The organism is Persicobacter psychrovividus, from assembly GCF_036492425.1.
In the GTDB taxonomy this organism is placed as follows: Bacteria; Bacteroidota; Bacteroidia; order Cytophagales; family Cyclobacteriaceae; genus Persicobacter; species Persicobacter psychrovividus.
In genome coordinates, this window is record NZ_AP025292.1 from 3158587 (window position 1) to 3173298 (window position 14712).

General features: G+C 44.1%; 16 protein-coding genes. 6 read left to right on the plus strand and 10 right to left on the minus strand.

The genetic code is table 11. From position 1 onward, the window contains the following. Nucleotides 1-49 precede the first annotated feature (49 nt). Nucleotides 50-1924 (minus strand): GDSL-type esterase/lipase family protein, encoded by a 1875-nt coding sequence (locus AABK40_RS13605; protein WP_338397296.1) that lies wholly within the window; start codon nt 1922-1924, stop codon nt 50-52. A 204-nt stretch (nt 1925-2128) separates the two neighbouring features. Between AABK40_RS13605 and AABK40_RS13610 the strand changes: the two genes are divergently transcribed. After that, nucleotides 2129-2512: a hypothetical protein gene (locus AABK40_RS13610; RefSeq protein ID WP_338397297.1), complete on the plus strand. Its 384-nt coding sequence runs from the start codon at nt 2129-2131 to the stop codon at nt 2510-2512. On the opposite strand, the gene AABK40_RS13615 is transcribed toward AABK40_RS13610, so the two are convergent. From AABK40_RS13615 to cysK, 7 genes are all read right to left on the minus strand, one after another. After that, a complete protein-coding gene (locus AABK40_RS13615; RefSeq protein ID WP_338397298.1) occupies nt 2513-3514 on the minus strand; it encodes a zinc-binding dehydrogenase in 1002 nt (333 codons plus the stop codon). After that, nucleotides 3495-3629 carry a hypothetical protein gene (locus AABK40_RS13620; protein ID WP_338397299.1) on the minus strand — a complete coding sequence of 45 codons (135 nt, stop codon included), beginning with the start codon at nt 3627-3629 and terminating at the stop codon, nt 3495-3497. The genes AABK40_RS13615 and AABK40_RS13620 overlap by 20 nt, the downstream gene beginning before the upstream one ends. Before the next feature lie 368 nt (nt 3630-3997). Further along, a complete protein-coding gene (rplS, locus tag AABK40_RS13625) occupies nt 3998-4357 on the minus strand; it encodes a 50S ribosomal protein L19 (protein ID WP_332919449.1) in 360 nt (119 codons plus the stop codon). A gap of 75 nt (nt 4358-4432) precedes the next feature. Further along, complete coding sequence (gene trmD / locus AABK40_RS13630) at nt 4433-5128, minus strand: tRNA (guanosine(37)-N1)-methyltransferase TrmD (RefSeq protein ID WP_332919448.1); 696 nt, start codon at nt 5126-5128, stop codon at nt 4433-4435. A 6-nt stretch (nt 5129-5134) separates the two neighbouring features. After that, entirely contained in the window at nt 5135-5662 is a 528-nt protein-coding gene (gene rimM / locus AABK40_RS13635) for a ribosome maturation factor RimM (protein ID WP_332919447.1), read from the minus strand. A 14-nt stretch (nt 5663-5676) separates the two neighbouring features. Further along, nucleotides 5677-6219 (minus strand): 30S ribosomal protein S16, encoded by a 543-nt coding sequence (locus AABK40_RS13640; RefSeq protein WP_332919446.1) that lies wholly within the window; start codon nt 6217-6219, stop codon nt 5677-5679. 288 nt (nt 6220-6507) lie between these two features. Beyond that, entirely contained in the window at nt 6508-7419 is a 912-nt protein-coding gene (cysK, locus tag AABK40_RS13645) for a cysteine synthase A (RefSeq protein ID WP_338397300.1), read from the minus strand. A gap of 445 nt (nt 7420-7864) precedes the next feature. Here cysK and AABK40_RS13650 point away from each other — a divergent pair, with 445 nt between their 5' ends. From AABK40_RS13650 to AABK40_RS13665, 4 genes are all read left to right on the plus strand, one after another. After that, a complete protein-coding gene (locus tag AABK40_RS13650; protein ID WP_338397301.1) occupies nt 7865-8368 on the plus strand; it encodes a DinB family protein in 504 nt (167 codons plus the stop codon). A gap of 4 nt (nt 8369-8372) precedes the next feature. Beyond that, complete coding sequence (locus tag AABK40_RS13655) at nt 8373-9095, plus strand: NRDE family protein (RefSeq protein WP_338397302.1); 723 nt, start codon at nt 8373-8375, stop codon at nt 9093-9095. A 33-nt stretch (nt 9096-9128) separates the two neighbouring features. Then, the gene (locus tag AABK40_RS13660) at nt 9129-10145 is read left to right on the plus strand and encodes an ATP-grasp domain-containing protein (protein WP_338397303.1); all 1017 of its coding nucleotides are present in this window, start codon (nt 9129-9131) and stop codon (nt 10143-10145) included. A 188-nt stretch (nt 10146-10333) separates the two neighbouring features. Beyond that, nucleotides 10334-11842 carry an IS1634 family transposase gene (locus AABK40_RS13665; protein WP_338397304.1) on the plus strand — a complete coding sequence of 503 codons (1509 nt, stop codon included), beginning with the start codon at nt 10334-10336 and terminating at the stop codon, nt 11840-11842. Nucleotides 11843-11990: 148 nt separating this feature from the next. Here AABK40_RS13665 and AABK40_RS13670 read toward each other — a convergent pair whose 3' ends face one another. Beyond that, a complete protein-coding gene (locus tag AABK40_RS13670; protein ID WP_338397305.1) occupies nt 11991-12644 on the minus strand; it encodes a hypothetical protein in 654 nt (217 codons plus the stop codon). Nucleotides 12645-12698: 54 nt separating this feature from the next. Beyond that, entirely contained in the window at nt 12699-13271 is a 573-nt protein-coding gene (locus AABK40_RS13675; protein ID WP_332919440.1) for a hypothetical protein, read from the minus strand. A 176-nt stretch (nt 13272-13447) separates the two neighbouring features. Here AABK40_RS13675 and AABK40_RS13680 point away from each other — a divergent pair, with 176 nt between their 5' ends. Then, entirely contained in the window at nt 13448-14587 is a 1140-nt protein-coding gene (locus AABK40_RS13680) for a cystathionine gamma-synthase (RefSeq protein ID WP_338397306.1), read from the plus strand. Nucleotides 14588-14712: the final 125 nt, after the last annotated feature.

Below are 14712 nucleotides of genomic sequence, written 5' to 3' on the forward strand. Positions count from 1 at the left end.
AAATTTACTTTACATTCCAACTTGGTGTCCGTGAATCTCCATGATATTTTTACTGATGAAAAATCATCAGTTTGGAGGTTTGTGTATGGTCCCTAAAAACCAATTGCACGAGATACTGCCCATCCGCAAGCGCACTGACATCAAGTGTGTCCTGTTTTTTTCCTACCGTTTTTTTTAAAACCTGGCGTCCCTTCAAATTCAACATTCTCACCTCCATAATTGGCCTGGCACTCTGAACAGAAAGGGTAGAAGATGCTGGATTTGGAGACACCGTACAATAGGGTTTTGTACTCGATGAAGAAGATGGCAGCCCAAGTTGGGTAAGCGATATTAAAACAGGCGCATGGCCAAAAGCCTGAACTTTAATTTCCCCTTTTCGAGCATTCAGCTGGTGATTTACACCCTCAAGCACAATTGCCAGCTTGTCCTGTTCGATTCGTTTTACTGATATCCAGTCCTCCATTGTGCTAACCACCCAAGGCGTATTAGCCTCCACATCCACAAATATTTCTCCCTCAAAGTCTGCCGCACATTCTAACACCTGGTCATCAATATTTAAGGAAAATCGCGCTTCAGGGAATACTGTTCTATAAGCTCGAAAAGCTTTAATAATCTCTTGTTGGCCATCTACATGCTGAACTTGTACCATATGAGCCTGATCTTTCAGACCTTGAGCAATCGGCACTGCTGCACCTTCCTCATCAGTATTTATCCTGACTACCGATTGCCCAAAACATTTACTTTTCCACCGAATCACATCCCCTACATTTATGGGGCTCCCGGCGGAAACAGGGACTACCATAAACCAATCAGAAGGGGAGATCACAAGTCGCTTAGAATTTGAAATAAACGTTTCTTTGCAATTTCCCGTGCCATCATCTCCCGTTTTGCTGCCTGTAACTTTAAAAGAGAAGTCTTCGGCGCTTTGCCATGCTGTAATTTCCAGTGCCCAGTCTTCTTGTTGTAAAGCCGATTCACTATTCAAGCCAATAAAACCTCCTCCCCAAGGGAAGCTCCAATGAGGCAGTTCGGGCTTTGTCCACCCATAAGTATCAGGCATATCCTCTACAAGCTGCTGATCGATCCACACTTTGAATGTGCCGCCGCTCATCGACCGATCAACCAACAGTTCCAATGCACTTCCGTGAAATGAAAAAGTCAAAATACTATCTTCAAAATTCAAGTCTTCACCAAGCACCATTTCTGTTAGTTCTTCCAATGGGTCAACCTTCAAGTGTGGCGAAATTGTAAAGTGGGGTTTTATAATTTCAGCTAATAATCGGTAGCCTCGATCATTTGGATGGATATAGTCCGAAAGCAAATCCGTCGGTAATAATTGATGCATCTCCAGATACTGTTTCCAAGGCGTACGGATATCGATCAATTGCGCACCATACTTGATACAAAGTGCAGGTAGCTCGACCGTACTGAAATGGTCATCCTCTGCCAAATTATACTGCTGTACATGGTGATTCATCACCATAATTTCCGCAAAAGTATTGCGCCTTAAATCATTGAGCAGCATCTCATAATCTTCGGCGGTACCATAAGCATGAAGTACAATTAAATCAGGCTGAAAAGGAATTGCATTGAACTTGAGTGTTGGCCGAAGGAGGTCCGCGGTAAACCCACCATAAGCTTCTACCTGAAAATCAAATGGCTGATAGGGGTACTGCTGCTGAAGAAACTCCTGAAGGTCTTTCGTCCATTTAAACTGATCGCTACCCTGTCCGGCGGTAATGGACTGCCCTAAAAAGAGGATTTTCATCTTTCTGTGATTAGCCGCAGGAGTCAAATTACTTTCAGCTAAAGCAGACATGGTTCTCGAAATGGCAGCTCCGGCAAAGGATAAGTCTTGCTGAATGCCCTGAGCAGATGAGTGCAAGGCAGCACATAATAGGCCTATAAAAAAGAGAAATCGCATATTAAAAAATCTTTGCATAAAGAAGATTGAACACCTAAAAGTGTGTTGTTGAATGGGAACAATCTACTAAAAGGAATCGCCGCGCTTGTGTACAAATCATTATAGTTACACCACAAAAAAGCGCCGCTTCCCACTTTTTATCTTTACTGCATTAAAATCAAAAGTGATAAAAAATAGTTCATTTGAAAAGCATTATACTTTCCCATGAACTACTTCACTATTGCCGCAGGCTTGCTCGCTACCTTCGCCTGTATTGGTCATTTTACAATGGGCACGAAGGATTTCCTGCGCCCGATACTGCAGGCCAATGTTGCACTTATTCCCCGCAAGGTCATGCAAAGTCTTTTTCATTATATGTCGGTCATCCTTGTGCTCACTGCGGTATTATTACTGAGCTTTGGTTTTGGGCACCATTTGGGATTTGAACACCCCAAAGACATTATTTTACTTTGGGCGGTTTTATATTTGGGCTTGGGCATCGCTCAGTTTGCTGTTGCCCTTACATTACCCGTTAAGGGAAATATCTTTCGCCTGTTTCAGTGGATCTTTTGGCTGCTGATTTCTGCCTTTTGCTTCCTTTCCCTTTAGTTACAGTTTCATATCCACCACTACTTTTCCGACCGTTTTTTTGTCATGAAAAGCCTGTAAATGTAGGGGGGCTACAGAAAGCGGAATGACTTTTACCTGCGGCAGCCTGATTTGTCCACGCATATAAGCCGCCATAAATCCCTGCCCTGCCGTAATAATGCTTGCTTTTCCCCTGTCGCCAAAACCATGTCCTGCACCCAAAGCCAGCTGATGAAAGCTCATCCCTCTTTGGAAAGGCTGATCATAATCCTGTGGGCGAACAACATCTACCAGTTCAAGCATTTCACCATCAAAGGCCAGGGCATTGGCGGCCACCACATCATTATCTCCCCCGATGGTATCAAAAGCTTTTGTAACGCCTTCACCGTCAGTCAGTGCTTTCACCCGTTCCAGAATATCCTCCTTTCGGTAATCAATCACCACGTCAGCCCCAAGACTTTTTACAAATGCGATGTTTGAGGTGGAGCAAACGGCGATTACCTGTGGGCACTGCAAAACATTTTTGGCAATCTGCACAGCAAACGAACCGACACCTCCAGATCCTCCAATCACCAATAGGCGATCCTGCGCATTTACTTTGAGCTTATCTACCAGTGCCCGCCAGGCCGTCCAGCCAGCACAGGGCATGGCGGCAGCAATATGCGCCTGTATTTCATCAGCAACAGAAAGTAGGGTATCGGCATCGTGCACAGCCAAGGAGGCCAGGCCACCGTGGGGTCTGAACATATTGCCATGGTAAAGCACGCGGTCGCCAACTTTCCAGCCTTTAACTGCTGCACCCAGTGCTTTTATGCGGCCACAAACATCCAGGCCTACCACCCAGTGGGCATTCATTTCGGTGCCGACCATCCCTTTCCAGTCGATAATTTTGGCATCTACAGGATTCAGTGCACAGGCTTCTACTTCCACCAGCACATCATTAGCCTGTAATGGGGGAGTTGCTGCAGTGGTTGCATGGTATTCAAATTGATTTGTTGAGGGATTAAATGTAACTGATTTCATGGGAAACTACTTTTGTTGAACGACGAACGGTACTGTTGTCTTTTCTTTCAACAAAGCGGAGGGGAGGTATTGTTTCCTGAAATAGGGAATTGGCTGTGGTGCTCCACTCATCCATACTGTCCATTAGTTTATGGATACTGAAAGTATTTAACCTGCAGATTTTAAGCCGAATTATTCACCAAGTAATTTACTTCTGACAATTATAGCTTAGTGATTAAATTGTTAACCGTCACTTTTCGGTAAAAAAAATCCGCGCAAATTCGGCTTGCCTCGCTTTCTTGTCAATCATTTGCTGCTTTGGGAAAATTCAACACAGCTGACGATACCCTCATTTTTCGGCATGGCATCGAAATGGTGATTTGAGCATCGATCATTCGGGAAGAGTGGAATGTACTGCCAAGACCAACAAAAACCTGATAACGCACGAAAAGCCGACCCCTTGTAGGGATCGGCTTCGTATTTTTATTTCTCCGAAGAGAAAAATTAGTTTGCTCTACGCTCTTTGATACGAGCAGCTTTACCTTGACGTCCACGTAGGTAGAAAAGACGTGCGCGACGTACTTTACCTAAACGAACAACTTCGATTTTATCGACATTTGGTGAAAGCATTGGGAAGATACGCTCTACTGCGATACCTGAAGAGATTTTACGAACTGTGAAAGTCTCACCGTTAGATCCTGCGTTGCGAATTTGCATTACAGTACCTTGGTATTGCTGGATACGCTCTTTGTTACCCTCTTTAATTTTACAGTGTACGTTTACAGTATCACCGGCTTTGAACTTAGGAAGCGCTGCACGGCGCTCGCTGTTCTCAGCTTCAACGAATTTAATTAGATCGCTCATTATTGTAATCTTATCGTGCCCTCGCAGGACACCATGTCTGAATTATTTAACTGCAAAGGAGCGGCTGATCCGCTCTTATTTTTTTGAATCAGCATCCTTGAGTAATGCCGGACGACGCTCGCGCGTGCGCTTTACGGATTCCTCAAAACGCCAAGCCTCGATTTTCTTGTGATCTCCGGAAAGTAATACCTTGGGCACTTCCCAACCTTTGTAATCCGCAGGTCGAGTATAAACCGGTGGAGCAACCAGACCATCCTGAAAGGAATCGGTCAGTGCAGAGGTCTCATCGCCCAAAACACCCGGAATTAATCGGGCAATTGCATCTGTTACGACTGCAGCGCCCAACTCACCACCTGACAGGACATAATCCCCGATGCTGATTTCACGGGTAATGTAATGTTCGCGAATACGCTCATCCACCCCTTTATAATGTCCACAGAGAATGATCAGGTTTCCCCCTTTGAAGGCCAGTTCGTTCGCTATACGCTGCTCGAAAAGCTCTCCGTCAGGGCTCATGTATATGATCTCTTCATACTCCCGTTCTGCCTTCAGTGAATCTATGCACTTAATAATCGGCTCTACCATCATGACCATTCCGGCCCCACCACCAAAGGGATAATCATCAATTTGGCGGTATTTATTGGTAGAAAAATCACGCAAGTTATGTAACTCAACGGTGATCAGCCCCTTATCCTGCGCACGCTTCATGATTGAGTGCCCCAAAGGACTTTCAACCAATTCCGGTACAACGGAAATAATATCAATTCTCATACCCTGCTAATCCTCTAAATATACTTCCAATAAACCATCCGGCAATTGGGTTTCAATTACCTTCGCTTCTTTATCTACTTTGGTTAAAATGTCATCATCCATCGGAACCAAAACCTCCTTGCCATTGGCGTCAACGGCAATCAATGGTTGTTTATCATTATCGTAAACAGTTTTCACTGTTCCGAATGCTCCGTGATTGACATCCACCATTCGGAAGCCAACAATTTCGTGGTAATAAAATTTGCCCTCGCCCAAATCAGGTAAAACCTCCAATGGCAAGAACAGCTTTATCCCTTTCAATGCATCAGCGTCTTCGGGTGTTTCCACACCCTCAAAAGTAAATATCGCCTGATCACCTTTCATGCGGATATCCTCCACAATGTAAGGCACCAAACTACCTCCGTGTTCAAGGAATACAGCTTCCAAATCGATATAGTTGGAAGGAGTGTCAACATCTAAGACAACATTCACATCCCCCTGCAAGCCATGCCGCTTGGTAATGTACCCTAATTCAAAACACTGATCTATACGCATCGGCTATGAATATCTTATGCTTCAGTTTCTTCTGCTGCAGGAGCTTCGCCCTCTGCCTCATCAGTAGCAGCCTCTTCAACCTGAGCAGCAGCTTCTGCTTCAGCTTTACGAGTTGCGATAGCGTCAGCACGATCTTGGTTTTTCTTAGCTTCAGCATCGAAACGCGCTTTAGCAGCTTTATCAGCATCACCAGCCAAACGAGCGATTTTACCCTCGATTTTAGCCAATTTAGCTTCTTTCCATGCGTTGAATTTCTCGTCAGCAGCTTCTTGAGTGATTGCACCTTTAGCTACACCGATTTGAAGGTGTTTGCGGAACATTACACCTTTGTATGACAACAATGTGCGAGCTGTGTCCGTTGGTTGAGCACCTTTCATTACCCATTCGAATGCTGCATCTTCGTCGAAGTCTACAGTTGCAGGGTTTGTGTTAGGATTGTAGATACCCAAGTTTTGGATGAATTTACCATCACGTGGTGATCTTGAATCAGCAACTACCAAGTTGTAAATTGGTTTTCTCTTGCGTCCACGACGCGCTAATCTGATTTTAACAGCCATTTTTCTAAATTTAAAAACGTAAAACGTTATTGAAGGAACACGTCCCTCTAATTAATTGAGGTGCAAATGTAGGGCTTATTTCCCGAATTATCAGCACCATAGGCTGAGTTTTTCCAAGAATTATTTATTTATTTGATCAATAAACCCACTGACCTTCACCTGATTGATTGTACTCGGATTCAAGGGGTTGCGAAAATTGCGCCAAAAAGGTGAACAAAAGCATCTTCACAAAAAAACTCAGCGACACCACACCGCTGAGTTCTTTATATTTTTTTCTGAAGAAAAGTCTTAAAACAACCCTTCCGCCGACAAATATCTTTCGCCTGTATCGTAGCAGAAAGTCAAGATTTTTGATCCTACTGGAATTTCCGGCAATTTCTTGGCAATCGCTGCCAAGGACGCGCCCGAAGAAATACCCAAAAGGATGCCTTCTTCTTTGGCTGCACGACGAGCGTACTCAAAAGCCTCTTCTTTGGAAACGGCAATGGCTCCGGTAAGCATTTCTTTGTCCATTACCTTTGGAACGAAACCTGGGCCGATACCCTGCAATGGGTGTGGACCTGGCTCATTGCCTGAGAAAATCGCACTGCCATCTGGCTCAACAGCGAAAACCTTCATCTTTGGGTGGTGCTCCTGCAATGCATTCGCCACGCCCGTGATGTGTCCGCCGGTTCCAACGCCCGTGATCATGTAGTCAAATCCTTCGGACATGTCATGGATGATCTCTTTGGCTGTTTTTTCAGCATGTACTTTTGGGTTCGCTGGGTTGTCGAACTGTCGGGGCATCCAGGCGCCTTCGGTGGTTTCAAGGATTTCCTCTGCTTTGGCAATGGCTCCTTTCATTCCTTTTTCTTTTGGTGTCAAAACCAATTCAGCACCGTAAGCGGTCAAGATACGACGACGCTCCACACTCATTGATTCTGGCATGGTCAAGATAATGCGATAGCCTTTCACCGCCGCGACCATGGCCAAACCGATACCCGTGTTTCCTGAAGTTCCCTCGACGATCACACCGCCTTTTTTAAGCTGACCTTTTTCTTCAGCATCTTCAATCATGGACAAAGCGATACGGTCTTTGATGCTTCCGCCTGGGTTGGCGCGTTCTAACTTGATCCAAACCTCCACATCTTTACCGAAAAGGTGGTTTACTTTCACCAATGGGGTATGCCCAATGGTTTGCAGAATATTGTTTACTTTCATTTGTAGGCTATTTTGATAAATGTATGACTGCTTTGAATGAGTATGATGAACAACTGCCATTATTCTTACATACAGGATAAAAGTTCTTTATAAACGGAATATCATTATAAAGAGTTATACATCATTTTTTAAAAACATTTTTAGGTTACCTGCCAACAGGCCATAACATGTAAAATGAAGGGTTAATTTTAAGGGTTCTGCATAAAAAAACAATCTTCTGTCAAGAATAAATGGCTTTGCTCCAAATAAATATAACCCTATCGTGTGATGTTGTATTATTTCTATGCGTTATGAATGAATTTCTATCTTCCCTGCCGCAGTTTTATTTTTGAACATGATTTTTAATTCTATGAATAATTATTGATGTTATTTATGTAATTTGATGAGCGTTAAAGCATTTTAGGGAGCGTGGCTGCTCCAACAATTTAACCAAAAGACCAATCCTATGACCATAAAAGTTGTTGCAATTAATCTATTGAACCAACTGAGTGATGCCCTTGAACAACTTGACCGCAGGACATTCCAATTCCCTGTTGAAATCCTGGGAAACTCAACCATCGGGCAACATGTGCGCCATACACTTGAATTTTTTATCTGCCTTCAAAGTGGGCTCAAAAATCAAACTGTAAACTACGACTCCCGAGCACGTGACCTCCGTATTGAGGAAGATCTTGATTTCTGCCAGGCGGTGATTGAAGACCTCAAATCCTTTATTGATGCTGCTGAAAATACCCCCCTTACCCTCGCTGGTGAATATTTGAATGAAAACGATCCGTTGAGTTTTTCCCTGAGCTCCTGCTTTGAGCGCGAACTCGCCTATAATATTGAACATACCGTTCATCATATGGCCATGATAAGGGTTGCTTTCCGTTCCGCATTCCCGCAGGTTAAAGTTGCGGATAACTTCGGAGTAGCAAGCTCCACTGTGGCACACCAAAAAAGCGAGTAATATTATGTGTACCGTAAGCTATGTTCCTTGCCGGGATGGTTTTGTCTTTACCTCCAACCGAGATGTCAGCTACCTGCGTACGCCTGCTGTTCCTCCAAAAATTCATATTGAAGGGCACCTGCCCGTTTTGATGCCCATTGACCCGCAGGGTGAAGGCACCTGGATTGGTGTTTCGCCTTATTTCGATGTGGTATGTTTACTCAATGGTGGTTTTGATTTCCACCAAAGTGCTCCACCTTACCGCCACAGCCGCGGAATTTTGGTCAAGAATTTACTGTGCGCCTCCACCTTTGAGTCCTTCAGTGCCCGCCTCGACTGCCACAATATTGAGCCCTTTACTTTAATTGCCGTGAAAGGTCAGCATATTCATGAACTCGTCTGGACAGGCGAAAAGGTTCATATCCAAAAACTGCCTCCAAACGAGCCGCACATCTGGTCGTCGAGCACACTTTACACCCCTGAGATGCAGGCCATGCGCCGACAGTGGTTCGAGGAGCACCTTTCAAAATATCCGCACAATGCCGCAAGCATGCAGATATTTCATGAAAAAGCAGGTATAGGCGACCCTGCTGTTGATGTGATGATGGATCGCCCGTCAATACAGGTGGGGACCGTCAGTACCACGATGGTTCATCAACAGAAAGGTCGGTTTTTCATTCATTATTGGGACAGAAAAACCAACGAACATAAAAAACTCACCTTTGAGCCGAGAATTTCACGCCCTTAAAGCCCTGTAATAATGACTTCCTTCAGAAAACTAATGATCAAGCTAAAGTCATGGGAATACTGGCCGTGGCAGTTGGTGTATTTACCTGTGGGCTTGTATTCGATTGGCCATGCGATCAAATCAGGCTCCCCATTTTATTTCAGTGCTTCCAACCCAGCCATAAAAAATGGCGGCCTGATGAGCGAGTCCAAATCTGACATTCTGGCTAAAATACCAGAGGCCTATCGTCCGCTGACGGTGTTGTTTCAGGCAGGTCCTACGGCACTCGAAGAGGTACTGAATTACTTACGAGAGCATGCTATTCAGTACCCTTTCATATTAAAGCCTGACTATGGGGAGAGAGGGAAGGGGGTTCAGAAAATTGAGGATGAGCAGGCCCTTACGGCTTACTGTCTGGAGGCTCGGTTGCCATTCATCATGCAGCCTTACATTGATTACCCATTGGAGCTTGGTGTTTTCTACGCACGTTTTCCTGCATCACCAAAAGGCACTATCAGCTCTGTTGTGATCAAAGAAATGCTGAAAATCAAAGGAGATGGAAAGCGATCCGTCAGGACATTGATGGAAAGCGACCCGAGGGCTTTTTTGCAACTGGCCCGATTTGAAACCGAGGCGCCCTATCTACTGGAAAAGGTGCCGACTCAAGGGCAACTAATAGAATTGGAGAGCATCGGTAACCACTGCCGCGGAACCAAATTCATCAATGGAAATCACCTGATCAACAAACAGTTGGAGGTGGTGTTCGATACCATTGCCTTGCAAATCGATGGCTTTTATTATGGCCGTTTCGATTTGAGGTGTGCCTCACTTGAGGACCTTTATGCAGGTCAGCATATTCAGATTATGGAACTCAATGGTGCCAAGGCTGAACCCGCCCATATTTATCATCCTGGGTATTCTCTTAAGCAGGCTTATACGGACTTGTTTGACCACTGGCGTGTCATGGCGGAAATCAGCCGGGAGAATCACCGTAGGGGCGTTCCTTATACGCCATTCTGGAAAGGCATTAAGGATTTGGGGGAGATGATCAACATGAACAGGCAGTCGTAGCGAAGGAGCCAAACACCTGCTGAGGCGGCATCATAAATCCGCTGAAAAACAAAAAAAGTGATGAATGAGCCGTCCTGTCTTCGCCACCTTTTTTGGCTGATTTTCGCTACATCCTAAAAATCAATCGATTACAATAAAAATAGGTCAAAAGTGGGTGTCCCGTTTCTAAATTTTGCCTAATTTAAGGCATGTTTGTGCGTGAAAAACTCAATAAAAGTGGTAGCATCAGTGTCCAAGTCATCTATAAATCCTCAAAAAAGTACAAAGTTGTTAAGACTTTTGGCTCATCGGCTGACCCAAACGAGATTTTAGCACTTAAAAATGAAGCAAATCGATGGATTCATGGTCAGACTGGTCAGGTTGTCATTAATTTCGATAATCAAAGAACCGAAACTCAACAGGTCCTTGACAAAATAGATCAAGTCAAATCAGTTGGCATTGATCTTCTGCTAAATTCCATTTATGACGAAATAGGCTTTAATCTTGTCGGTGATCTCTTATTTCGAAGATTGGTATTTTCTCGCATCGAATACCCTGTAAGCAAGCTTGCGACGACAGAGCATTGGTCGTTAAATCATGGAATGAATGTGTCTGTCAATACTGTTTACAGGCTAATGGATAAAGTTCATTCTGAGTATAAAGAGATATTACAACATCTTAGCTTCGAACACTCAAAACAAGTTTTAGAAGGCGAGGTGAATATTGCATTTTATGATGTAACCACTCTTTATTTTGAAACAGATCATCAAGATGATTTAAGAAAAACAGGCTTTTCAAAAGAGGGGAAACATCAAAATCCGCAAATTGTACTGGGCTTATTGGTTAGTAGAGGAGGCTATCCACTTGCTTACGAAATATTTGAAGGTAATAAGTTTGAAGGGCATACCATGTTGCCTATCGTGGATGAGTTCTGCAACAAATATAATATTACCAAGTTGGTAGTTGTTGCTGATTCAGGGCTCATGTCTAATAAAAATGTAAAAGAACTACTTAATAAAGGCTATGGATTTATTCTCGGAGCAAGAATTAAGAACATGAACAAAGAAGTCAAAGACCAAATATTAAACTTGACTTTGGGTAATGGAGAGTCTGCTGAAATAGCTCAACCTGATGGATTAAGGCTGATTATTACATATTCTGACAAAAGAGCCAAAAAGGATGGTAAAAACAGACAAAAAGGGCTTGATAAACTCAAGAAGAATATTGCATCAGGTAAGCTTACAAAGTCCAATATCAATAACAGAGGCTATAACAAATATTTAAAACTTGATGGCGAGGTAAAGGTGCAGTTAGATGAAGAGAAGTTCAAGGAAGATGGTAAATGGGATGGCCTAAAAGGCTATTTAACGAACGTAGAGGGTAATTCTGATGAAATCATTGCCAATTATGGAGAACTATGGAAAATTGAAAAAGCTTTTCGTATCTCGAAGACAGACTTAAAAATTAGACCTATATTCCATCGGATTCAAAAAAGAATTGAGAGTCATATCTGCATTTCCTTTGTTGCATATAAGGTACATAAAGAGTTGGAGAGACAGCTCAATATTAAAGAGGCAGGGCTAAGTCCTGAACAGGCAATCAAAATTGCTCGAAGCATTTATGAAATTCAAGTTCCACTGTCAGATGGCAGCAAAATAAACAAAGTACTTTTGTTGCAACCAGAGCAGGTAAAATTAGCGGAATTATTCAATTTTTGACTTGGGTGTCCCGATGGCGAAAACAGGAAAAAAGTGACGGATGAGCCGTGATCGATGGTCTGAAGTATAAAACCTGCCCATCGTCCATCACTGCTCATCAATCACTCATAATAAATATAGAGGCACTAACAGCCTCTTTTATGATGCCTTAATACGCTTGTTTTTCTTTGGCATCTTTTCCAACAGCTTTACCAAAACTCTTCCCGAGTGCCTTCACACTTTGAGGGTTCTCTATAGAAGTTCGGCAATTATAGATACGGTCCCTCGAAGCGACATCATAAATATCTCCCTGCAAACGCACCACACGTTTAACAGAAACCGTAAACGGACGGGATTTATCGAAAGATTCTGAAATGCTCTTTTCACGGACCTGTGTGCTACCGTCTACTCCGTAATACTGATGTCCGTAAAAGCCCATGGAGTGATCTTCGAGCAAGCTCGGGGTATTGCTTTGAGCCACCTGTGACTGCACTGTATCCACAGAAAAATCTACCAATTGCACCACCAATAAAGAGGTAACCCCATTGTCCTGTAATATTTTCAGGTTATCTGCCACCGTTCCCGTCGTGTCCTTAATCAGCTCCCGCGCCGAAATTGCCTTAAACTTTGAGGGCAAACCCTTTGCTACCGAGTTTTCAAAAAGATATTCTATAGCAGGATCGCGATCACCCATATATACAATGGCCATCTTTTGCTTTCCCTCCAGTCCTTCATCAGTAAGTTTATCAGATTGCGTAACAAGTGTTTTCGTACACGCACTGAACAGTATTGCCATGAGCAATAGAGCGTAATTCATTTTCATAATAAGGTATTTTTAGGTTGATTATTCTTATTGCTGATTTTGACCATTAACCGATCAAAGGAGCCCTTCTTTTTTAAGGTTTTTCCCAATCGCTTTGCCAAAACTGCTGCCCGTGGCCAGTGTTGGGTGCTTTTGAGATGTTTTCGAAAGGCAATTGTACATCAAGCGGCGCGTAGCCAAATCGTATAATTCCGCACGAAGTACCACTGCATCTTCCATTGTCTTGGTCGTGGATTCATCCAAATGCTGCCGACCACGGATACTGCCACCATCTTCATCATTGCTCAGGATCATATCCTGCGGTTTTTTAACCAGCTTCACCAACAGTACGGTCGTCATTCCTTTAGACTGCAACGACTTCACGTGCTCATCAACAGTAGCGTGGGGATCCACCAAAACTTTACGCATCGAAATGGCATTAAGATGCCCAGGCAAAGCGCGGGCAATCCGTTCCTCAAATGAAACCACCCAGTCCAGCGATTGCTCCCCATCATAAACCACAACCATTTGTGGTGATTTCAGGGAGGACTTAACAGGTGTTTTTGTTTCAATAATCACTGTTGGGGCACAAGCTGAAAAGCAAAGAAGTAAACAGCTGAAAAGAACAGTGGAAAGATGCTTTTTCATAGGGAAGTGTAGGCTGATTAGGGTTAATGTTTTTTTGATCCTTCAACGGTTGATCCGACACACTCGTATTCAGAAAAGACACCGCAGAAATTTAGCTTAAATATAGTACATGCGCTGATCAACGTAATACAATTTAAACATTTATTGATTTATACGAATTTTTCTTCCCTTCGCCCATGAAATTTGCCACTAAAACGATTCACGGCGGTCAAAAACCTGACCCAAGCACTGGCGCAATCATGCCCCCGATCTATCAGACCTCCACTTATGTGCAATCAGCACCAGGGGAACATCAGGGCTATGAATACTCCAGAAGTCAGAACCCCACAAGAGATGCCCTTCAGAAAAACCTGGCGGCCCTGGAAAATGGCCAGCATGGATTGTGCTTCGCCTCAGGCCTTGCCGCCATAGATGCCGTCATTAAACTCCTGCAACCTGGCGATGAGGTCATCTCTTCCGACGACCTTTATGGCGGCAGTTATCGCCTCTTCAAAAAAATCTTTGAACCGCTCGGGATCAAGTTTCATTTTGTAGCCATGCAGAACATCAGCAAGGTGGAAGAAATGATCAACCCGAATACCAAAATGATCTGGGTGGAAACCCCCACCAACCCGATGATGAACATTATTGACCTGAAGGTTATGGGGCAATTGGCGCGAAAAAATGGCCTTCTGATGGCCGTAGACAATACCTTTGCCACTCCTTTCCTCCAGCAACCATTGAAGTACCATGCCGATATTGTCGTGCACTCTGCCACCAAATATCTCGGTGGCCATTCCGATGTAATTATGGGGGCAGTGGTTGTTAATGATGATGATCTTGCGGAAAGGCTCGCATTTATTCAAAATGCCTGCGGTGCGGTGCCGGGCCCTCAGGATTGTTTTTTGGTCCTCAGGGGCATTAAAACCCTGGCACTCCGGATGGAACGGCACTGCGACAATGGCAAACAGGTTGCGCAGTTTTTGAAACAGCACCCCAGGGTGGATAAGGTTTACTGGCCAGGGTTTCAGGAACACCCCAACCATGCCGTGGCCAATGCCCAGATGCGGGATTATGGCGGGATGATCTCCTTCAGCCTGAAAGACAACACCCAAGAGGCCGCCACCAAAGTGTTACAGCAATTCCGGTTCTTTGCCCTTGCGGAGTCGCTGGGAGGGGTGGAATCGCTCGCTGGGCACCCCGCCTCCATGACCCACGCCTCCATCCCTGAGGAGCAACGGGAGAAGGTAGGGATTGTCAATAGCCTGATCCGGCTAAGCGTTGGAATTGAGGACATTGAAGATTTACTGGATGACCTGGACAGTGCATTGAAATAACGATCACTCAAACAACCCCTATTATAATCGGCTGTTGCATAACACTATTGACCCGACCCGTAAATACCTTCTGATTTTTTATTGCCCACAGATTATCGTTCAGTATTCAGGTATTAGAGCACTAT